General features: G+C 47.7%; 21 protein-coding genes. 6 read left to right on the plus strand and 15 right to left on the minus strand.

The window, feature by feature from the left end:
* Positions 1–45 precede the first annotated feature (45 nt).
* From envZ to IE163_RS15055, 3 genes are all read right to left on the minus strand, one after another.
* On the minus strand, positions 46–1,356 hold the full coding sequence (gene envZ / locus IE163_RS15045; RefSeq protein ID WP_189433816.1) for a two-component system sensor histidine kinase EnvZ: 1,311 nt from the start codon (positions 1,354–1,356) through the stop codon (positions 46–48).
* Positions 1,356–2,078, minus strand: a complete 723-nt coding sequence (gene ompR, locus IE163_RS15050) for an osmolarity response regulator transcription factor OmpR (RefSeq protein WP_189433817.1) — start codon at positions 2,076–2,078, stop codon at positions 1,356–1,358. Before ompR ends, envZ begins: the two co-directional genes overlap by 1 nt.
* Positions 2,079–2,169: 91 nt before the next feature.
* Positions 2,170–2,382 carry a hypothetical protein gene (locus tag IE163_RS15055; protein ID WP_189433818.1) on the minus strand — a complete coding sequence of 71 codons (213 nt, stop codon included), beginning with the start codon at positions 2,380–2,382 and terminating at the stop codon, positions 2,170–2,172.
* Positions 2,383–2,596: 214 nt separating this feature from the next.
* Here IE163_RS15055 and greB point away from each other — a divergent pair, with 214 nt between their 5' ends.
* Both greB and IE163_RS15065 read left to right on the plus strand, forming a co-directional pair.
* Complete coding sequence (gene greB / locus IE163_RS15060; RefSeq protein WP_229833596.1) at positions 2,597–3,094, plus strand: transcription elongation factor GreB; 498 nt, start codon at positions 2,597–2,599, stop codon at positions 3,092–3,094.
* Between the two features lie 11 nt (positions 3,095–3,105).
* The gene (locus IE163_RS15065; protein WP_189433819.1) at positions 3,106–5,409 is read left to right on the plus strand and encodes a Tex family protein; all 2,304 of its coding nucleotides are present in this window, start codon (positions 3,106–3,108) and stop codon (positions 5,407–5,409) included.
* A gap of 35 nt (positions 5,410–5,444) precedes the next feature.
* Here IE163_RS15065 and IE163_RS15070 read toward each other — a convergent pair whose 3' ends face one another.
* The 5 genes from IE163_RS15070 to bioH all read right to left on the minus strand — a co-directional run bounded on the left by IE163_RS15070 (position 5,445) and on the right by bioH (position 8,841).
* On the minus strand, positions 5,445–6,152 hold the full coding sequence (locus tag IE163_RS15070) for a TolB family protein (protein WP_189433820.1): 708 nt from the start codon (positions 6,150–6,152) through the stop codon (positions 5,445–5,447).
* A 40-nt stretch (positions 6,153–6,192) separates the two neighbouring features.
* The gene (locus tag IE163_RS15075; RefSeq protein ID WP_189433821.1) at positions 6,193–6,558 is read right to left on the minus strand and encodes a hypothetical protein; all 366 of its coding nucleotides are present in this window, start codon (positions 6,556–6,558) and stop codon (positions 6,193–6,195) included.
* 247 nt (positions 6,559–6,805) lie between these two features.
* On the minus strand, positions 6,806–7,696 hold the full coding sequence (locus IE163_RS15080; protein ID WP_189433822.1) for a putative metalloprotease CJM1_0395 family protein: 891 nt from the start codon (positions 7,694–7,696) through the stop codon (positions 6,806–6,808).
* A 17-nt stretch (positions 7,697–7,713) separates the two neighbouring features.
* On the minus strand, positions 7,714–8,016 hold the full coding sequence (locus tag IE163_RS15085; protein WP_189433823.1) for a hypothetical protein: 303 nt from the start codon (positions 8,014–8,016) through the stop codon (positions 7,714–7,716).
* A gap of 60 nt (positions 8,017–8,076) precedes the next feature.
* Positions 8,077–8,841, minus strand: a complete 765-nt coding sequence (bioH, locus tag IE163_RS15090) for a pimeloyl-ACP methyl ester esterase BioH (protein ID WP_189433824.1) — start codon at positions 8,839–8,841, stop codon at positions 8,077–8,079.
* 33 nt (positions 8,842–8,874) lie between these two features.
* Here bioH and IE163_RS15095 point away from each other — a divergent pair, with 33 nt between their 5' ends.
* Positions 8,875–9,597: a ComF family protein gene (locus IE163_RS15095; protein ID WP_189433825.1), complete on the plus strand. Its 723-nt coding sequence runs from the start codon at positions 8,875–8,877 to the stop codon at positions 9,595–9,597.
* Here the strand turns inward: IE163_RS15095 and IE163_RS15100 are convergent.
* The gene (locus tag IE163_RS15100; protein WP_189433826.1) at positions 9,582–12,128 is read right to left on the minus strand and encodes a M14 family zinc carboxypeptidase; all 2,547 of its coding nucleotides are present in this window, start codon (positions 12,126–12,128) and stop codon (positions 9,582–9,584) included. The two genes, IE163_RS15095 and IE163_RS15100, sit on opposite strands and share 16 nt — an antisense overlap.
* A gap of 136 nt (positions 12,129–12,264) precedes the next feature.
* On the opposite strand from IE163_RS15100, the gene nfuA reads away from it, so the two are divergent.
* Together nfuA and IE163_RS15110 are read left to right on the plus strand one after the other, a co-directional pair.
* Positions 12,265–12,843, plus strand: coding sequence for a Fe-S biogenesis protein NfuA (gene nfuA, locus IE163_RS15105; RefSeq protein WP_189433827.1), 579 nt, complete (start codon positions 12,265–12,267; stop codon positions 12,841–12,843).
* A gap of 104 nt (positions 12,844–12,947) precedes the next feature.
* A complete protein-coding gene (locus IE163_RS15110) occupies positions 12,948–13,955 on the plus strand; it encodes a polysaccharide deacetylase family protein (protein WP_189433828.1) in 1,008 nt (335 codons plus the stop codon).
* Positions 13,956–13,962: 7 nt separating this feature from the next.
* On the opposite strand, the gene IE163_RS15115 is transcribed toward IE163_RS15110, so the two are convergent.
* From IE163_RS15115 to IE163_RS15135, 5 genes are read right to left on the minus strand one after another with little or no spacing between them, the layout of a single operon-like run.
* Positions 13,963–14,613 carry an SCO family protein gene (locus IE163_RS15115; RefSeq protein ID WP_189433829.1) on the minus strand — a complete coding sequence of 217 codons (651 nt, stop codon included), beginning with the start codon at positions 14,611–14,613 and terminating at the stop codon, positions 13,963–13,965.
* Complete coding sequence (gene cyoE / locus IE163_RS15120) at positions 14,606–15,514, minus strand: heme o synthase (RefSeq protein WP_189433830.1); 909 nt, start codon at positions 15,512–15,514, stop codon at positions 14,606–14,608. Before cyoE ends, IE163_RS15115 begins: the two co-directional genes overlap by 8 nt.
* Positions 15,515–16,507, minus strand: coding sequence for a COX15/CtaA family protein (locus tag IE163_RS15125; RefSeq protein ID WP_189433831.1), 993 nt, complete (start codon positions 16,505–16,507; stop codon positions 15,515–15,517).
* Between the two features lie 52 nt (positions 16,508–16,559).
* Positions 16,560–17,066: a redox-active disulfide-containing membrane protein gene (locus IE163_RS15130; RefSeq protein WP_189433832.1), complete on the minus strand. Its 507-nt coding sequence runs from the start codon at positions 17,064–17,066 to the stop codon at positions 16,560–16,562.
* Positions 17,059–17,799 (minus strand): SURF1 family protein, encoded by a 741-nt coding sequence (locus tag IE163_RS15135; RefSeq protein ID WP_189433833.1) that lies wholly within the window; start codon positions 17,797–17,799, stop codon positions 17,059–17,061. Before IE163_RS15135 ends, IE163_RS15130 begins: the two co-directional genes overlap by 8 nt.
* Before the next feature lie 22 nt (positions 17,800–17,821).
* Between IE163_RS15135 and IE163_RS15140 the strand changes: the two genes are divergently transcribed.
* The gene (locus IE163_RS15140; protein ID WP_189433834.1) at positions 17,822–18,031 is read left to right on the plus strand and encodes a DUF2909 family protein; all 210 of its coding nucleotides are present in this window, start codon (positions 17,822–17,824) and stop codon (positions 18,029–18,031) included.
* 23 nt (positions 18,032–18,054) lie between these two features.
* Here IE163_RS15140 and IE163_RS15145 read toward each other — a convergent pair whose 3' ends face one another.
* Complete coding sequence (locus IE163_RS15145) at positions 18,055–18,933, minus strand: cytochrome c oxidase subunit 3 (protein WP_189433835.1); 879 nt, start codon at positions 18,931–18,933, stop codon at positions 18,055–18,057.
* Position 18,934: the final 1 nt, after the last annotated feature.

An 18,934-nucleotide genomic window follows, 5' to 3' on the forward strand; every position in this document is an offset into this window, starting at 1 on the left:
ACAGCGACAATTAGAACTATTGACATTGTCGCTGTTAGTTTTGTTTTAATTAGAAAACTTTGAAGGTAATAACACCGTCACCACCAAACCACCATAGGCATGATTATGTAGCCTAATTTCCCCCTGATGCATATCAATAATTTTTTTAATGATGGCTAATCCCAAACCTGAACCACCACTACCACGTGCTTCATCTCCTTGCACAAAGGGGCTAAACATAGCTTGCATTTTATGTTCAGGAATACCGGGACCATGATCACGAATTTCCAAATAGATGCGTTTTTGACTGCGCTCATAGCCACTGCTGATTTCAATATCACCTTCACTGTAACGTAAAGCATTCTCCAGTAAGTTATTCAATACCCGTTTCATCGCGATGCGCCTGCACCAAATGGGAGGCAGCTGCTGATCTAAACGGGTAACCAGCTGTCGCTGTTGCACTTGCTCAGCTTGTACGGTCTCTTCTATCAAATCATTTAAATTAATGTGCTGGAGTTCTTCTTGCTTATGATGGCGTAAATAATCGATAAACTGATCAATAATCGCATTCATATCTTCAATATCATTAACGATCCCTTCGCGGATCCAACTGTCCTGTTCGGTCATCATCTCAGATGCTAAGCGGATGCGGGTAAGCGGTGTACGTAAATCATGCGAAACGCCGGCCATCAGCAAAGCGCGATCTTGCTCTAACTGGCGAATACCACTGGCCATATAATTGAATGCCTTGGTTACGGCAATGATCTCTGTGGCGCCCGCCTCCTCCGACAAAGGTGCAGGAAACTCACCGCGACCAACTTGTATGGCCGCTAACTGTAAACTTTGCAATGGTCGGTTTAAATGACGCGCCAATAACCAGCCGCCAATAACGCTAAGCACACCAATCATCAGTAAATAAAATGTGAGTAATGGAAAACTGGTCTCTTCTAATCCAGCCAAAGGTACTCTCACCCAATAATCAGGCGCAGCAGCTGAACGCACCCAAAACACAAAATTATCCGTTTGTGAAATTCTAACTTCTGCTTCAGTTTGCAGCTCTTGCGACATTTGTTGCGAGAAATAACTGTAATAGCTGGCATTGGCCAGGCCATGTAACATAGCTTGCTCTGCAGAAAATAACTGGCTGCCAGTTATTGTCTGCACATGTTTACTTATTAGAGCTTGTTCTTCTGCAGTCAGTGTTGTAACAGGTAGTAATAAGTTTACTTGTCTGGAAATAAGGTGACTAATCTGTTGGGTGCTAGGTTTGATCACATAAAATGCCACTGAAAAATACGACACCAGCTGATTAATCAATAGCAAAAAACCAATTAAAAATACCGTTTGGCCAAAGGCACTACGCGGAAAGATACGCATTAATTTAAACGACCATCTGGCACAAACACATAACCTAAACCCCAGACCGTTTGAATATACCGCGGGTTCGTCGCATCATCTTCTAGCATCCGGCGTAAACGCGATACCTGCACATCGATACTTCGCTCCATGGCAGAGTAATCACGGCCACGGGCCTGATTCATCAATTTATCACGGGATAAGGGCTCACGTGGATGACTGACTAATACCTTCAACACAGCATATTCACCGCTAGTCAAAGGCAGTGCTTGCTCGCCTTTAAACATCTCGCGGGTTGCCAGATTAAAGCGAAAAGGCCCGAATTCAATGATGCTTTCTTCCTGACTGGGCGCGCCCGGTGCTTCTTTGGTTTTCCGACGCAGCACTGCGCGAATACGCGCTAATAGCTCTCGAGGGTTAAAGGGTTTTGGCAGATAATCGTCTGCGCCCATTTCCAGACCAATAATACGATCAACTTCATCTCCTTTAGCTGTTAGCATGATGATAGGAATATCATTTTCTTGCTGGCGTAGTTTACGGCAAATGGCTAAACCATCTTCGCCAGGTAGCATTAAATCCAGCACTAGCAAATGAAAATGTTCACGCTCCATTAAACGCTGCATTTGTTCAAAGTTAGCAACGCTACGTACCTGATAACCTTGTTCAACCAGATACCTTTCCAACAAGGCGCGTAAACGTAAATCATCGTCTACTACAAGAATTTTGGTTGTCTCTGTGACCACTGCGCTATCCTTATTCAGGTTTTAGGGTCACTATAAACGAAAATACCGCCTTTGCATTAGCCTGGCGGTACAAAGAATGTTACAAAGTTTTTCAGTTATCTGGCGTATCGGTTTCCGGCGTTTTTTTCACCGGCGGATTAACCCAATAAATACGAGGACTATGGCTCGCTTTACGCGAGGCGGCTTCTACTTGCTTTATATACTCCTGGTCAATCTGCGCCCGTGCCGATAACGTATGATGAGTGCTACAAGCACTCAAACTGAACAAACTAACCAGTAAAATACCTTTCATTACCCTTTTCATGATCTACACCTCTTAAACTCAGGTTTAACCTTATTTAGTGTAGTTTTAGTTTATTTTTCAACCAGTGCTAACTTAGTGTTGGACCTGTAACAAAAGGCATAAATTGGCTAAAAAGCTTTACGCCGGCTGGGACTTTAGCCGATAATCGGCCGCATTGCGGGCAACCGGTTTGCAACGCTGCTTTACTCTTTACCAGCAAGGCGAACGCAGAACAGTGAAAAGACCTATTAGTAAAACCTTGCTGATCACCCGCGCAGGTTATCAGCAGCTAAAAAATGAACATGACGAGCTTTGGTTTAAAAAACGACCCGAAGTAACAAAAATTGTCACCTGGGCTGCCAGCTTGGGCGATCGCTCAGAAAATGCCGATTATCAATACAACAAGCGACTGCTTAGGCAGATCGACGGCCGCTTACGCTTTTTGCGCAAACGGTTGGAAAACCTCACTATTGTTGACTATTCACCACAACAGGCTGGCCGGGTATTTTTTGGTGCCTGGGTAAGCATAGAAGATGATGATGGCAACACCTTAAGCTTTCGTATTGTCGGCCCGGATGAAATTTATGGCCGCAATGACTATATCTCCATCGATTCACCCATGGCCCGCGCACTGTTAAAAAAGCAAATTGATGATATGGCGACAGTGCAAACGCCAACAGGAAGTAGAGACTGGTATATCCTGGACATTCAATATCCAGATGCCAACAGCTAGCAGGAAAAACTATGTCTATGATTGTTAAGCAGATCGCTGCGGAAATTGCGGCTCGTCCTGAGCAAGTTGCCGCCGCCATTGCCTTATTAGATGAAGGGGCAACAGTCCCTTTTATTGCCCGCTACCGCAAAGAAGTGACAGGCGCATTGGATGACACCCAGCTACGTACGCTCGATCAGCGCTTAAGCTATTTACGTGAATTAGAAGACCGGCGGCAGGTCATCTTAAAAACCATCGCTGAGCAGGGCAAACTGACACCTGCCTTAGAGAAGGAAATTTTGGCCGCCGATAACAAAACCCGGCTGGAAGATTTATATCTGCCCTACAAAACTAAAAGACGGACCAAAGGCCAGCTAGCAATTGAAGCCGGCATGCAACCGCTGGCCCAGGCTTTGTTGGCTAACCCACTGCTAAACCCGGAACAAGCAGCATTGGACTATCTCAACCCAGACGCCGGTTACGTGGATGCCAAAGCCGTGCTAGAGGGAGCCAAATATATTTTAATGGAGCAATTTGCCGAAGACGCCGACTTACTGGCTCGTTTGCGCCAATATTTAAGCGCAAATGCTCAGCTGCAAAGCAGCGTGGCTGCTGGCAAAGAAGCAGAGGGCGCCAAGTTTAGTGATTACTTTTCACATAGTGAGTCGTTAAAAAACGTACCATCCCATCGCGCCCTGGCGATGTTCCGTGGTCGCAACGAAGGTATTTTACAACTGCAATTAGTGCCAGATGCCACGGCGGAGCAACCGCATGCCATTTGTGAGCAAATGGTGGCCGAGCATTTTACTATCCGGCAGCTTGATCGGCCCGCCGATGCTTTCTTGCGTACCGTGGTGCAATGGACCTGGAAAGTTAAATTGCAGCTGCATCTGGAAAACGATTTACTCAGTGAGCTGCGCGAGCGCGCCGAGGCAGAAGCCATTAATGTGTTTGCCCGTAACTTAAAAGACTTACTAATGTCAGCCCCTGCCGGTATGCGCCCGACCCTGGCGCTGGATCCAGGGCTACGTACCGGCGTAAAAGTAACAGCCCTGGATGAAACCGGTAAGTTGCTTAACTACACCACTATTTACCCACATGCGCCGCAGAATCAATGGGACAGATCGCTACAGATATTAATTGCCCTTTGCAAAGAATATCAGATTGAACTGATAGCTGTGGGTAATGGCACAGCATCGCGAGAAACCGATAAGCTGGCCGGCGAAGTTCTTAAAGCGCTGCCGCAGCAGCGACTGAGTAAAATTATGGTATCGGAAGCCGGTGCCTCAGTTTACTCTGCCTCTGAGCTGGCCGCGTTGGAATTCCCGGAGCTGGATGTATCACTACGGGGAGCAGTATCTATTGGTCGCCGCCTGCAAGATCCACTGGCCGAGCTGGTAAAAATAGAGCCCAAAGCCATAGGCGTTGGCCAATATCAGCATGATGTTAACCAAAGCTTGTTAACCAAATCGCTGGATGCCGTGGTGGAGGATTGCGTAAATGCGGTTGGTGTTGATTTGAATACCGCCTCTGCCGCACTGCTTGCCCGTGTGGCTGGTTTAAATAAAACGCTGGCACAAAATATTGTGCAGTACCGTGATGAAAATGGCCGTTTTACCGAGCGCAAACAGCTATTAAAAGTGCCTCGCCTTGGCCCTAAAGCCTATGAGCAAGCAGCAGGCTTTTTACGTATCAATGATGGCAAAAATCCACTGGATGCCTCCGGCGTGCACCCGGAAGCTTACCCACTGGTAGAAAAAATTCTGGCTGCGCATCAAAAAAGCGTCGAGCAGATTATTGGTAACAGCAGCTTTCTACATAAAGTCGACCCGGCTCAATTCGTCGATGAGCACTTCGGCTTACTGACCATTGCCGATATTTTAAAAGAGCTGGATAAACCAGGGCGGGACCCACGGCCAGAGTTTAAAATGGCTAACTTTAAAGACGGGGTAGAAAAGCTGTCAGATCTGGAACCCGGCATGTTACTGGAGGGCGTGGTGACTAACGTCACCAACTTTGGGGCCTTTGTGGATATTGGTGTGCATCAGGATGGTTTGGTGCATATCTCATCGCTGGCAGATAAATTTGTCAGTGATCCGCATCAGGTGGTGAAAGCCGGTGACATTGTAAAAGTAAAAGTATTAGAAGTGGATCAAGCGCGTAAACGTATTGCCCTGACCATGCGGTTAGATGAGCAAGCCAGCCCGCGCAACGAAAATGCCGGCAATAAAGCGCCGGTAAAAGCCGCAAAAGCGACACCGAAACCGGCAACAGATAGCAGCAATGCCGCCATGGGTAATGCGTTTGCTGCCGCCTTGTCTAAACTGAAAAAGTAGTCAGCTAGCCTGCGCTATTTATAGTGCAGGCTTAACTACTGCAATTGCGGGTGGCGCATCTTATGGATGTCGGCCCGCGGTAACATCGATAATTCAAACAACAAACGCTGGTTAACGGTGTCAAAGCTCATCACACTTTGCAAGTGTAGTTGGTCTGGAGGCAACAAGATGAGATCTTTGGTCTGTTGCTGCTCAGTATCGTAATAGCTGACTAAAAGCTGGCCAGGCTTTTGTTGTAAAAAATAAATCTTGTTATCTGCGACCGCCCAGGCCGTTCTGGAGCTAAAGATCTGGCCACTTAATAGTTGCACTTCCTGGCCATTTGGTAATAACTGCCACAGGCCGCGGTTACGGCCTTTACTAAAATACAGTTTGTCGGCGGCAGGCATTTGCGCCCAAACCCCACCACGAGTAGTAAGCTGCTGTACTTGCTTATCCTGAATAGTGATACTGAATAAGTTACCATTGTGCGAGAAAATAACCGCACTATCGTCATACCACCAACTAATCTGGCCATGCCAACGCACGCCAGTTTGTAATTGGGTTAACCGGCCTGTTTTAACCTCAAGCAGCATTAACTTATCATTCTCTTCTGCTGGCAAGCGGCCAACAAAAGCAATATAACGGCCATCATTAGACCACTGCGGGTATTTCACCATGCCAAAGAGTTGAGTTAACTGCTCGCGCTGTTCCATTTGGGCATCGGCGCGCCAAATCTCCATATAGCCTGATTCGTTACTCACATAGACCAAGGCATGTAAAGCCTCGCTATAATCTGGTGCTTCATAGCGCGCTTCTGCAGCGGTTAACGGGAATATCGCTTAATACCGCAAGTGAGCTGGCCTCTGCGCGACTTGGCACTGCGACTTGATTGGTAGGACGCACTGCAATTGGCTTGTTATAAGCACAGCGAGGCACTATGACTTCGGCTACCGTTTGTTGCTGTTCTATGACTTGCTGTGCACAAAGCCATTTCACGGTGAGTTGGGTCTCAGTTTCGTCAAAAAAAGCGTAAGGACCATCATCAGCTAGCAGGAGAGTGTTCTGTGCTACTGGAGTAGGCTCGGTGCCAGTGACAGAAATGAAGTTCGAGACATAGTAAGCAAGTGCAGGTAGTAAAATTAAGGCTGCAAGTATCCATCGTATCATTGCGATATCCTGTTAATGATATTTAAATTGGCCAGTGCGTTAACCCGAACAATCGGGTAACAACAGCGTTGTATGGCAGCATGAATTAATATTTGGAGGGGAACAATCTACAACATCCGGCGTAAGCACTATTCTCAGCCGTTTTTATCTCTATTTTTAATCTATTTAGGCAGATGAACTTTTTTAGGATATGCCGCGCGCTGAACAGCGGATTTTTATACAAATCGGGGCTTTTGATAATCAGAGGTTAGGCTTGCTGTAGGTATTGTTTGACGCTGGGCTCCGTCGCCAATTGATAAAAGTTCTGAATAACAGCACTACGTTGTTGCATCAGCGGCGAACGTTCTAACCGCTCACGTTGTGGTATGACGATATCAGCAACCTTAGCGTCACTCTCAACAGCACTATCATCGCTTGCTAATGCGGATGAGCCGGTTTGTGTCGCCGCTGTCGGGGAGGACGTATTACGCTGCTGTGATTGCTCAGCAATCAGTTCGGCTTGAGCTTGCAACAAACGATTAGTCGCTTCCGAGGCTATGCTGCGATCTGCAGCCGATGGCTCTGCCGGCGCCATGGCAGCAGCCTTAACCTGCTGCATTTTTTGAATAGTGGCTTGCGGGTCGCCGGCAACCGGTGCCAGGTCAATCTGCACTTCACCACCTACTGCATAACGACGGCCATCAGGACCTTGCTGATATTCGTAGCTAGGAGTACCGGCATAGCGGCCTCCGACCGTGGCATGCGCTTGTTCATGCGCCCGAACCTCCTGATCGCGGGCCTGTAACTCACGTAGCTCTTGCTGCTCAGCACTGGCTTGCTGTTCCGCTTGCTCCTGTTGCGAAGATTGTTGCTCGGAAGAAGATTGTTGATCTGAAGATGAGGATTCCTCCTCTCGCCCAGTTATCGCTTGCTGGGTTTCTGTTTCTTTGCCGTTGCTGTCATACAGGGTAACTGCTGGATTATTGCTTCCGGCACTACGATTACGCTCATCGCTATTTACCCCACGCTCTGCCGCGCCTTTCTCCATCTCACGCACAGGTTCTACCAATTCACGCCGTTGCATATCACGCCGCGCTTGCTCCGTCGGAGGGTTGGCGGTGTTAATGCTGACGTTGGGGTAGTACGAGGTAATTTGCATAAGCTAGCTCATACACTTCAAACGCGAACGTCTATAATACTGCCCAGCATCTCATCTGCAGTGCGCAACGAGCGAACATTTGCTTGGGCTTGCTGTTGCTGCTGTTCCATACGCACTAGAGACTGCGTCACATCCTGTGTTGATGTCGCTGTTTGTGTTTGCACCGGCGTAGTCTCAGACCGTTCTTGCACCGCCACATCTTGTTCCTGTTGGCGATTCTGTTGTGTTTGCCGATTGATATTAATCGTTTCCTCAGTAATACCGGCAGAGGCGCGTTGCAAACCTTGCATACCCGCATTAAACGCAGATTGTATTTGCATAACTTCACTCCTAGAAAACACCATAGCTCAATTATTGACCAAAACCATCAAAAAAGAAAGCTAATCTGCAAGTTCGGCCCAATTAGTTAGCCATTGTACAAAATCGGGTAGATGTGAAATAAAGGGGGCATGCGACGCTTTCTCAAACACAGTAAATTTGCCGCTGGGTACTAATTGTTGTAGCAGCGGCACCACACCTACAGGCACTAACGAATCTAACCGACCAAAGCAGCCACTAACAGGTTGAGATAAGCTCGGTAGTAGGTTGCGCAAGTCTTGTTCAGCTAACAAACGTAAAGCCCCCTGTACAGCAGCCGGCTCAGGTAACGGGTAAGCCGCTATAGTTTGACGTAACTGCTGAATATCAGCGCGTGCATGTTCAGATCCCATTGCTTGAATCGCTAAAAACCGTTGAATAGTCAGCGCAATATTTTCGCTCAGTGCCGCAGCAAACTGCTGCAATACCTTAGCTTGCATTCCAGGCCAATCCGTGGTTGCTAAAAAGCACGGCGATGCTGCACATAGCCCCAGACGGGCGACTTTATGCGGATATTGTTTGGCTAAAGCAATAGCCAACAAACCACCAAGCGACCAACCACATACATAGCTATTGTCCGGAACTTGCTCAGCGAGCTGCGCCACGACCTCTGCTAACTGATAAGATGCTGGAAAATCACGATTTTGGCCAAACCCCGGCAAATCAGGCGTGATCAAATTGCACCGATCTGGCAAAAGCGCTTTAACACCTTGCCAAACCCCACTATTTAATCCCCAGCCATGAAAAAGCACCAACGAGGGCTGAGCAATTTTCTGATTCTCTGCCATGCTTACCTTATGTTTTAGAATGCTAATAGTATTATGCCTTTTGTAGACAAATTACGTTGGCTGTGGCAAAAACTGCTACCCTCACCCTGCTTGTGGTGCTCATTACCGGTGCAACAACACCAAGAGTTACTTTGCTCAGAATGCCAAGGGGCATTACCACAACTCCCCTATCAGTTATGCCATTATAACCTGCTATGGTTACCTGCTGTCAGTGCTGGTTTACCAAAGGCTCACTTTGACCGGCTACTTAGCTTGGGTTGGTATCAACTCCCTTACCAACATTGGATCCGTCGCTGGAAGTTTCATGGTGATCTATTTGCCGCGCGTTTATTGCAACAACAATTTCAGGCGCTACTATTGCGTTACCAACAAGCTGGGCAACCGCTACCAGCAGCTATTGTATATGTACCTATGACCCCAAAGAAAGAACGTAAGCGCGGTTTTAATCAGGCGAAAATTCTGGCAGAGTGCGTCGCTACGCAGCTAGGCATTCCATTGCTGGACGTGTTACAACGACGTAAGGAAACCGCAAGTCAGGTTGGCTTAAACCGGCTACAGCGCCAGCAAAATCTTGCTGGCGCTTTCTCGCTGGCAACAGTACAGCTGTTACCTGCACATGTTGCCCTGGTTGATGATGTGGTAACCACCGGTACCACAGCCAATCAGCTGGCCATAATACTCAAACAGCATGGAGTGACTCAGCTCAGCTTGTGGACGTTAGCAGTAACCCCGAATGCCGATCATTCTTCAGCTTGAACGACCGCATTAAAACTTTGCCCCAAATAGATCGCATTAATTAGTAATCGGCTAGAACCCTGGAAATAACCACGGAAAACCGGGTTATCTGTCATACCAATAACCCTACCTCTACCAAGATTATGCGCTACCAATGCGGCACCCTGTGCGATGCGCGGTATATATTCTGCAGCAGTGTAACCCGCTAAATGTGGTTCATTGCTGTACCAGGCCACATTGACGAAGGGTGACGAACTAGGCTGCAACAGCATATTACTGTTTTTAAATATTGGTAAATCTTTACGGTTAATACCAAAGGTCAAGGGATGACTAAGATCGAGCTCCGCATTAAAGATTGCACCGGCAATACGTTGTTTACCCGCCAGCGCCTCTTTGTCCGCATAACTGAGGTCTTGCTGTGGAATCAGTTTACTCATCTCGCTCCCAGACCAAACTCCGGCTTGTAGCAGCTTGGCATCGACCAGCCAGGCTGCGCCCCGTTTATGTCCCCAAAGCACGCCACCTTGTTGCGCCCATTGCCGCAAGCGATTTATTTCAGTCTCTTGCCAGTTGCGATAATCACCATCAGGCAAAATAATATGCGTATAACGGTGCAAATTTATCCGGTTTAAGCGCTCTGGCTCAACCATCGTCGGTGAAATACCCGCTAAGCGCTCCAGGTTGTACCAAACTTCCCCTGCCTCGGTTGAATTAACGCCAGGACCTGCAATCAAAAGCACCTGTGGTAACTGCACTGGCGTAAAATTATTGCTACCTAAATCACTACCGCGACTGGTTAACCCGGTAGTTAGGGTGTACACCGGCAAGTTAAAACGCTCTTGTATTCTTTGTAAGCGGAAAAACCAATCTGGGTGCTGCTGCAAGCCAGCGGCAACGACCATGGCGCCAGCTTTAAAATTACGGTTACCTTGCGGCGTATTGCCGGTAAAATCTCCCAAAGCGGCACGTACTATTAAGCCCTCGCTTAACATGGCATGTAACGCAACAGGAGCTAATTGATCCTGCCAATTTAACACGTAGGCGTAGCCATCTGCTTGCGGGCTGGTTTGTCTTTGTCTAGGCTGCCATTGCCAGGGTTGCTCAGCTGCTGCCCGCCCTGGCTCACGGTTTACCGCAGTAAACGCAATATTGTAGGCATAAGGTAATGTCCAAGCCGATACATCATAAAACGTATTGTCGTTAAAGCTTTTTTCCGTACTAAAAGCGGCCTTTACTAAACGATATTGCGTTTGTTGCAGGGGCACATAATAACTTTGGCCTGCGCGAAATTGCGTTTGCTCATACTGCCAGTCTTGCGTAAGTGGATAGACGGCAATCTGATGCTGAGCCAACAATTGCAGCAAAGCCTCTAATCGGCTGCGATCTTGGGCTTCAGTTAAAATATAGCCCTTAACCCTTTCGGCACGAGCCTGCTGGGTAGCACTTTGAAAGAACTCCTGCTGGTAACTGAGTAAAGCTTGCCGATTAGCAACCGCACCACGGATAGTTGACAAGGAAGCATCGAACTGATTTTTTATTGTATCGGCAAAGGTCAGTAAACCATTGATTGATTCCTGCACATGGCCACGACTACTGGCTTGTTCAAACAAAATACCCACGCTACCCGTGATATCAGGATAGGTAGAGCCTTTACCGACATAAAAATCGTCAAAGCTTTCTTCGGTGTAATATAGCTGACCGCGCTGGTCAAAGGCCTGAGCATGAAAACCAGCCAGAATACGCGTCAACTCAAAGTTACGCTCTGGCGTGAGGGGATAATTACGGCTCGGAATTCCCGGCTGAAAAAAATAGCTGCTATTGGTGCCCATTTCATGGAAATCACCCACGATATTCGGTTGCCATTTATGGAATTGGGCGATACGCGCCTGACTTTCCGGATGTTGTAGTAACAACCAATCCCGGTTTAAATCAAACCAGTAATGATTGGGGCGACCATTAGGCCAAGGCTCAACATGTTCACGATGCTGCGGATCAGCCACTGGCGTTTTGCCGCGATGCATATTCGCCCAAAGCGCAAAGCGATCATGACCATCCGGGTTTAAGCTGGGCTGAATTAAAATCACCGCTTGTTGCAACCATTGTTGTACTTCAGGATTGTTGCTGGCAGTAAGATAATGCGCCAACACCAAGGCTGCATTGGCCGCACTTGGCTCGTTACCATGCACGCCATAGCCCAACCAGATAATCACCGGACTATTCTCACTCACTGCGCGACTACCGCGTACTTGCGCTAAATGCTGCTGGCGGATTTCATCCAAACGCGCCAGATTATCTGGTGACGAAACCACTAACTGCAACAAAGGCCGCAGCTCATGTGTGGTACCTATCACTTCAAGTTGTGCCCGCGCAGACTGCGTTGCCAAAACCTCGAAATAACGTTGAATTTGATCGTGCCGGGCATGCCATTCACCCACTGGAAAACCCAGTGTTTGCTCAGGTGCCGGTACTTCACGTGCCACCGTTTCATTAAAATATGTCGCTTGTGCCTGCCATACACAGCAGAGCAAAATAAAGAAAGCCAGTTTTTTCATTGTTCTCCCTTAGGGGGTACCCTATTCTTCGGGGCTAAGTTAGCCAGAAAGCTGCACAAAACTCAAGCGGGACTGGCATCGCTGCAACAGTAGGAGTATTATACGGCATAACCTAGTAATTTAGTCAGGTACTACTATGATCACTATTTCTGAACAGGCACAAACGCACTTTGCCAAGCTGCTGGAAAAGCAACCGGCTGGCACCAACATTCGGGTCTTTGTTGTTAACCCTGGTACGGCGCAAGCGGAGTGTGGCGTATCTTACTGCCCGGCTGATGCGGTAGAAGATACCGATATTCGGTTAAGCTTTACTGGCTTTGACGCCGTGGTCGATGAAGAGAGTAAACCCTTTTTAGTTGATGCAGAAATTGATTTTGTGACCGATCAGATGGGCTCTCAGTTAACGTTAAAAGCGCCGAATGCCAAAGTACGCAAGGTGAATGACAACGCACCTCTGTTAGAGCGCGTGCAGTATGTTATCGATAGCGAGATTAACCCGCAATTAGCTAACCATGGTGGCCGTGTAACTGTAATGGAGCTTACCGAGGCAGGTGTCGCCATACTGCAATTTGGTGGCGGCTGTAATGGCTGTTCACAAGTTGATCTGACGCTAAAAGAAGGCATTGAAAAAGAGCTGCTAAACCGCTTTATTGGCGAGCTGAGCGGTGTGAAAGATATTACTGAACATCAACGCGGTGAGCACTCCTACTACTAAGCTTTAGTGCTTAATAGATAGCATTGCAGCTAGCACGCGCCAGCAGCTTTTTTTCGCTGTCTGTGCTATAACAGCTCCGTACTTTAGTTAAGCGGGGCTTTTTTATGCGTGTATTTTTGCTGTTTGTTTTCTTGCTATGGCAACTGCCAGCCAGCGCCGCGGTAATGTTAATCTATCACCATGTGGCTGAAGATACGCCACGCGTCAGCAGTGTTACCTCTGCCGAGTTTCGCGAGCACTTAAATTATTTACGCGACAACAACTTTCAGGTCATTGGCCTGGACGTGCTAATTGACCAGCTGAAAACCGGTAAGCCTATTGCCGATAATGCCGTGGTGATTACCTTTGATGACAGCTATGAAAACAACTTCACCACAGCGCATCCCATTTTGCAGGAATTTGGTTACCCCTATACCATTTTTATCAGCCCTGGTGCCATTGACGATCGGGTTGGACCGGTACTCAGCTGGCAACAGGTAAAGCAAATGGCTGATGAGGGCGTGCTGGTAGCCAACCATGCCATGTGGCATGAGCATATGGCCCGGCCTGAGCAAGGTGAAAGCGAGGCTGATTGGTTAAAGCGGATGCAACAAAGTATTTTGCAGGCCGAACAACGCATCAAAGAAGAAACCGGACAAAGCCATCAATGGCTGGCTTATCCTTATGGTGAATTTAGCGATGCGCTAGAGGCGTTAATGAGCAAATTAGGTTTTATCGGCATAGGTCAGCAATCTGGCGCTATTGGCCCACTGACCAAACTAACCCGCATTCCGCGCTATCCGGCAGCAGGCCAATATGCCGATTTAAAAGACTTGAGTCAGAAGTTTCGCACCCTCGCCTTTCCGATCACCGGCTATTTAGCGGCCAATCAGGTGATTAGCAGCAATCCGCCTGTATTACGCCTGGAATTAAAAATAGAAGATTTTAGGGCGGAGCAGTTGCGCTGCTATGCGGGTTCTGAAGTATTAGAACCAACCTGGCTCAATGCGACCACCTTTGAAGTCAAAGCCAGCAAACCAGTAAACAGAGGACGTAGCCGTTACAATTGTACTGCGCCCTCACTAAGCAAACGCGGTTACTTTTACTGGTATTCGCAGCCCTGGTTAAACTAACTTTATGTTAGCGTAAACGCGCCAGCACTAATGGAAAGTCTGCTAGCAGCTGCTCGGTATTAATGACCGGCGGCTGCCCAACTACCATTTCAGGCTTAAACATGGCGACCAATTGACCTTGTGGATTAATCAGCACCACAGAAGCGCTGTGATCAACCAGATAATTGCCTTCAGCATTGCTACTCATCGCATACATCAACCCCAGTTGCCGGACAAAGGGGAACAACTGATCATGACCTGCAGTTACCCCCAGTATTGCCGGTTGCTGAAAATAATTCACATAATCATTAATTTGCGTTGGCGTATCTCGTTGTGGGTCGACCGAGATAAACCAGATCTTTAATGGCTCTTGCACCATCGCCGCCAGTTCTTCCTGGGCCCCTGCCAACTTGGCCAGGGTAAGCGGGCAAATATCCGGGCAATAGGTATAACCGACAAAGGCTAACGTCCATTGCTGATAAAGATCTTCCCGCCCCACCGTATTGCCATGTTGATCAATTAAGGTAAATTCAACCAGATTGCGCGCTTGCGGATAGACTAACGCCTGTTTCGGCTCTGCCTGCTGCTGCCAGAACAGATAGGAAGCCACCCCCGCAATTAACGAAGCGATAAGTAATAGCGGAAAAGCCAATTTACTCAGTGTTAATTTATCAGACATAAAGCGCCAGCACCTTGAAATAATGGTCAACCAGTAATACCAGAAAGAGTACCATTAAATGCACAATCGAAAACTTAAAAGTCGCCATGGCGGTGCTACTGTCGGCGGCAAATTTTAACTTCCAGGCGTATTGTAAGAAGCGCAGGTTCAACAACGTGCTCCCCACCAGGTAAATGGCCCCTGTCATCCCCACGATATAGGGCAGTAAGCACACCAAACACAGTAATAGGGTATAAAGTAGGATGGCACTTTTGGTAAAATCGATACCATGGGTTACCGGCAACATCGGCATATTCACTCTGGCATAATCATCGCGCCGATGAATGGCCAGTGCCCAAAAATGCGGTGGCGTCCAGGCAAAAATAATCATTACCAGCAACAATGCATGGCCGTGTAACTCACCGCTCACGGCCGTCCAACCCAACAACGGCGGCATAGCGCCAGCCAAACCACCAATAACAATATTCTGTGGGGTAGCACGTTTTAAGAACATGGTGTACACCACGGCATAACCAAATAAACTCAGCAACGTTAACCAAGCGGTTAACGGGTTTACCGTAAAATAGAGCAACAGAAAACCACTTAACGCCAAACTACAGGCAAAGACTATGGCGTTTTTACTGCTTACCCTGCCACGCGCTACCGGCCTGCTATGGGTACGCGCCATTAAGGCATCGATCCGTTGATCAACCACATGGTTTAGCGCTGCCGCAGCGGCTGATAGCAAGCCTATGCCTAAGGTTGCACTAATTAGCAAAGGCCAGGACGCCAGACTGTCACTGGCCAACACCATACCAACCCAGGCAGTTAATACCAGTAGCGCCACCACCTTAGGTTTGGTCAACTCCAGATAATCACGCCATAACCGGCTGTGCTGCCGGGATAAAAGTATCGTCGCCATTTAAACCTCCCTGCCTTGCGGCCTACTAATTTGATAATAAGTCACCACCAGCAACATCATTAAATTTGCCCCAACAAAGTTATGGGCAACGGCATTCGCTAAAGGTAGATGCAGCACAATATTTAATAAGCCCAACACAAACTGTAGCAGCAAAACCAGCGCTATAGCCTGAGCAAAACGCTGCATTAAGGTTGTTTCAGCCAAACGATATAGACGCCAGCTAAACCAAGCAACGATAGAAAGCGTGACTATGGCTCCCAATCGATGCAGCACATGAATCGTCGCTCTGGCATCTTGTGACATCACGCCATATTCGTAATCGTCATGCCCCAGATGTAAATCAAAGGCCTCAGCAAAAGCCAAACGATTGCTCCAACCCGCCTCACAAAGTGGTAAATCAATACAGGCTAAGGCAGCGTAGTTGGCTGCAGTCCAGCCGCCTAGCGCAATCTGCAATACCACCACGACCAACGCCAGCAGTGCCAGCGGCTTTAATGCCTGCAACCGGACTTCTGAATTGCGCCAGGCAGGCCGTTGCTGCAGCCAATAGAGCGCCAACAAACTAAATAAAATAAAACCAAAGAGCAAATGCGCCAATACCACGATCGGCAGTAAACCCATAGTGACCGTCCAGGCACCTAAGGTCGCCTGAAATATAACGATGGCTAATAAAGCCGAGGGCAAGACGGTTAAGCGCTTTCTTTGGCGCCAACTGATGATAAACAACGCACCAATCAACAGACCGAGCGTGCCTGCCAAATAGCGATGAATCATTTCATTCCAGGCTTTATGATGCTCCAGCGGCCGCTCTGGAAAACGGGCTGCTGCCAGCTCCATTTTTTCCGCCTTATGCGGTACCTTTAGAAAGCCGTAGCAGCCAGGCCAATCCGGACAACCTAGCCCGGCGTCGGTTAACCGGGTATAAGCACCCAAAATAATTACCAGCATGGTCCAGCACAAGGTAAAAGTAATTAGCTTTTTCTGTATTGTCATACTGACACTCCTTGTTGGTAATATTGCTTTGGCGTCATTTGCTTTAGCTGCTTCATACGCTGGTCCTATCATAATTAAGTAACTTCATCAGATCAGCGCGTATCGCTTTTGCAGTAGCAGCCATTTGCTCCGCTTGCTCCGGCATTGGGTAACTGAGCAAAGCTAAACCTTGTTGATCAACCAGAATTATCTGATTTTGTAATTGACTGGCAGCTTGAGTTTGATGTAACTGAAATACCGGATAATCGGCAGGCAAGGTTTGGCCGACAAACACCGGTTGCACCTGCTTTTGTTTCCGCCCCAGCCCTAAATAGAGCTGCTGTACCGTATGTAACGCTTGCTGACAACGTTGTTGCTGACATTCTTCCGCCACGACCGCTATACGCCAGTGGTTTGGCTGCTTACTGGCATCGTCTAGTAAGTAAATTTCTTGCTGCAACCACTGCCCCTGGCTGGAACTACCTGGGTTAAACCAACCGAATTCCAGCACCAACTTTGCGGCAAGCAAAGGCAGCACACAACAAAGGATAAAGAGTAATAAAAATTTATTCTTATTCATGTTTTTCTCCGGTTACTCTTATTTTGGGCTGGATGCTGGCGGCAATTGCCACACCTAGCACCGCTATCGCCAAACCAAACCATTGCAACGCATAGCCGCGATGTTTTTCTGGTGGCAGCACCACAGGTTGGTAATGTGGGATAAAAGCAGAAGGCTGTTGCTGATACAGTAAAGCAGGGTAAAGTGATAAGGGAAGTTGTTGTTGCAAAGTAGCAAAGTCAACTTGCTGCATACGCATGGGGTAACTGTTACCTTCCAGGTTCTGGCCAAGCAGCACGCCACCCAATTTGGTTCTAGCCAGCGCATCCAGTTGCAACACTTCAGGGATCTCTGGTTGTGGCAGCTGTTGCCGACTGCCGGGCGCCGCCAACCATCCCAGATTTACCAATACCAAACTACTGGCATCAGCAAATTGCACCGGAATGATCACATCATAACCAACACGCCCTTCTACAATTTGATTATCCAAAAGCCAAACGTAAGGTGGTAGCCAATAGGCTTGATCCCTAACGACCAAGCCGTCAACCTCGGTCACTGCCTGTGCCAGCAAGCTTGCACCCAATACCGGGCCTTGTTGCTGCTGCACAGCGAGTTGCTGCAATTGCACTGTTTTTTCTGCTGCCCGCTGCCATTGCCAGTACGACAACTTGATTAAAATGGCAAAAGCAGCCAGAGTAATCATTAACCAAAGGCGGTTAACGAAAAATTTGTGACCGAACAACGTAAACTGCATCAGTCAAACTCCGGAGTTATTTATGCTGATTAAAATAATCATCACATTATTATTATTATTTATTCTTTTTAATCTGTTTCGCGCCGGCTTAGCGATGTTACGCCAGCAAGACAGCACCGTACCTATGTCACACTTTTTGGGTAAACGCGTACTTTTCTCTGCCATTGCACTGGTGCTTATTTTAGTTGCTATAGCCGCAGGTTTAATTACCCCTAACCCACGGCCATACTAACTCAGGCAAAAAAGGTACTGGTGTTACAACACGTAGACGAAGAAGAATAAACAAATCCAAACCACGTCAACAAAGTGCCAGTACCAAGCCCCAGCTTGAAACGCAAAGTGTTTTTCAGGGGTAAAATGCCCCTTGAGTACCCGGAAAAATACGAACAACAAAATAACCGCACCCAAGGTAACATGCACGCCATGAAAACCGGTTAACAGAAAAAAGGTGTTGCCGTAAAAACCTGAATCTAACCGTAATCCCAAATCACGATAAGCATGTACGTATTCATAGCCTTGTAAACAGAGAAATATTGCCCCCAGCACCAAGGTCAAACCCAGCATAAACTTAAGTTGACCACGTTTATTTTGGTTCAGCCCAGTGTGAGCAAAATGCAAGGTTATGGACGAGATAATTAAAATCGCTGTATTAATTGCCGGTAAGCCCCAGGCCGGCATGGCCTGAGTTTCAATACCACCTGGCGTTTTCAGCAGCGGCCAGGATGGCAGAAACTCTGGCCAGAGTATGGCATGTGTCATGGCATTGTTACTGGCACCACCTAACCACTCCATGGCAATAAAGCGGCCGTAAAATAGGGCACCGAAGAACGCCATAAAGAACATAACTTCGGATAAAATAAACCAACTCATACCCTGGCGAAATGAGCGATCCATTTGGCTGCTATACAAGCCAGTCATTGACTCTTCAATCACATTACGAAACCAGCCAACTAACATAAAAACCAAGATAGCCAGCCCCAACAGCAACAACCAACCACCAAAACCGCTTTGCTGTTTACTCATATCAATCACATAGTGCCCGGCACCAAAGGCAATACAAAATAATGCTACGGCACCTACTATTGGCCAGGGGCTTTGCGCTGGCACATAATACTTTTCATAGGTTTTACTCATT

Source organism: Alishewanella longhuensis, assembly GCF_014653435.1.
GTDB classification, from domain to species: domain Bacteria; phylum Pseudomonadota; class Gammaproteobacteria; order Enterobacterales; family Alteromonadaceae; genus Alishewanella; species Alishewanella longhuensis.

Excerpts from the sequence above, each read along its gene's own strand:
- envZ (WP_189433816.1), bottom strand. The coding sequence starts at position 1,356 with ATGCGTATCTTTCCGCGTAGTGCCTTTGGCCAAACGGTATTTTTAATT.
- IE163_RS15055 (WP_189433818.1), bottom strand. The coding sequence starts at position 2,382 with ATGAAAAGGGTAATGAAAGGTATTTTACTGGTTAGTTTGTTCAGTTTG.
- IE163_RS15065 (WP_189433819.1), top strand. The coding sequence starts at position 3,106 with ATGTCTATGATTGTTAAGCAGATCGCTGCGGAAATTGCGGCTCGTCCT.
- IE163_RS15075 (WP_189433821.1), bottom strand. The coding sequence starts at position 6,558 with ATGATACGATGGATACTTGCAGCCTTAATTTTACTACCTGCACTTGCT.
- IE163_RS15080 (WP_189433822.1), bottom strand. The coding sequence starts at position 7,696 with ATGCAAATTACCTCGTACTACCCCAACGTCAGCATTAACACCGCCAAC.
- IE163_RS15085 (WP_189433823.1), bottom strand. The coding sequence starts at position 8,016 with ATGCAAATACAATCTGCGTTTAATGCGGGTATGCAAGGTTTGCAACGC.
- bioH (WP_189433824.1), bottom strand. The coding sequence starts at position 8,841 with ATGGCAGAGAATCAGAAAATTGCTCAGCCCTCGTTGGTGCTTTTTCAT.
- IE163_RS15095 (WP_189433825.1), top strand. The coding sequence starts at position 8,875 with ATGCCTTTTGTAGACAAATTACGTTGGCTGTGGCAAAAACTGCTACCC.
- IE163_RS15100 (WP_189433826.1), bottom strand. The coding sequence starts at position 12,128 with ATGAAAAAACTGGCTTTCTTTATTTTGCTCTGCTGTGTATGGCAGGCA.
- nfuA (WP_189433827.1), top strand. The coding sequence starts at position 12,265 with ATGATCACTATTTCTGAACAGGCACAAACGCACTTTGCCAAGCTGCTG.
- IE163_RS15110 (WP_189433828.1), top strand. The coding sequence starts at position 12,948 with ATGCGTGTATTTTTGCTGTTTGTTTTCTTGCTATGGCAACTGCCAGCC.
- IE163_RS15115 (WP_189433829.1), bottom strand. The coding sequence starts at position 14,613 with ATGTCTGATAAATTAACACTGAGTAAATTGGCTTTTCCGCTATTACTT.
- cyoE (WP_189433830.1), bottom strand. The coding sequence starts at position 15,514 with ATGGCGACGATACTTTTATCCCGGCAGCACAGCCGGTTATGGCGTGAT.
- IE163_RS15125 (WP_189433831.1), bottom strand. The coding sequence starts at position 16,507 with ATGACAATACAGAAAAAGCTAATTACTTTTACCTTGTGCTGGACCATG.
- IE163_RS15130 (WP_189433832.1), bottom strand. The coding sequence starts at position 17,066 with ATGAATAAGAATAAATTTTTATTACTCTTTATCCTTTGTTGTGTGCTG.
- IE163_RS15135 (WP_189433833.1), bottom strand. The coding sequence starts at position 17,799 with ATGCAGTTTACGTTGTTCGGTCACAAATTTTTCGTTAACCGCCTTTGG.
- IE163_RS15140 (WP_189433834.1), top strand. The coding sequence starts at position 17,822 with ATGCTGATTAAAATAATCATCACATTATTATTATTATTTATTCTTTTT.
- IE163_RS15145 (WP_189433835.1), bottom strand. The coding sequence starts at position 18,933 with ATGAGTAAAACCTATGAAAAGTATTATGTGCCAGCGCAAAGCCCCTGG.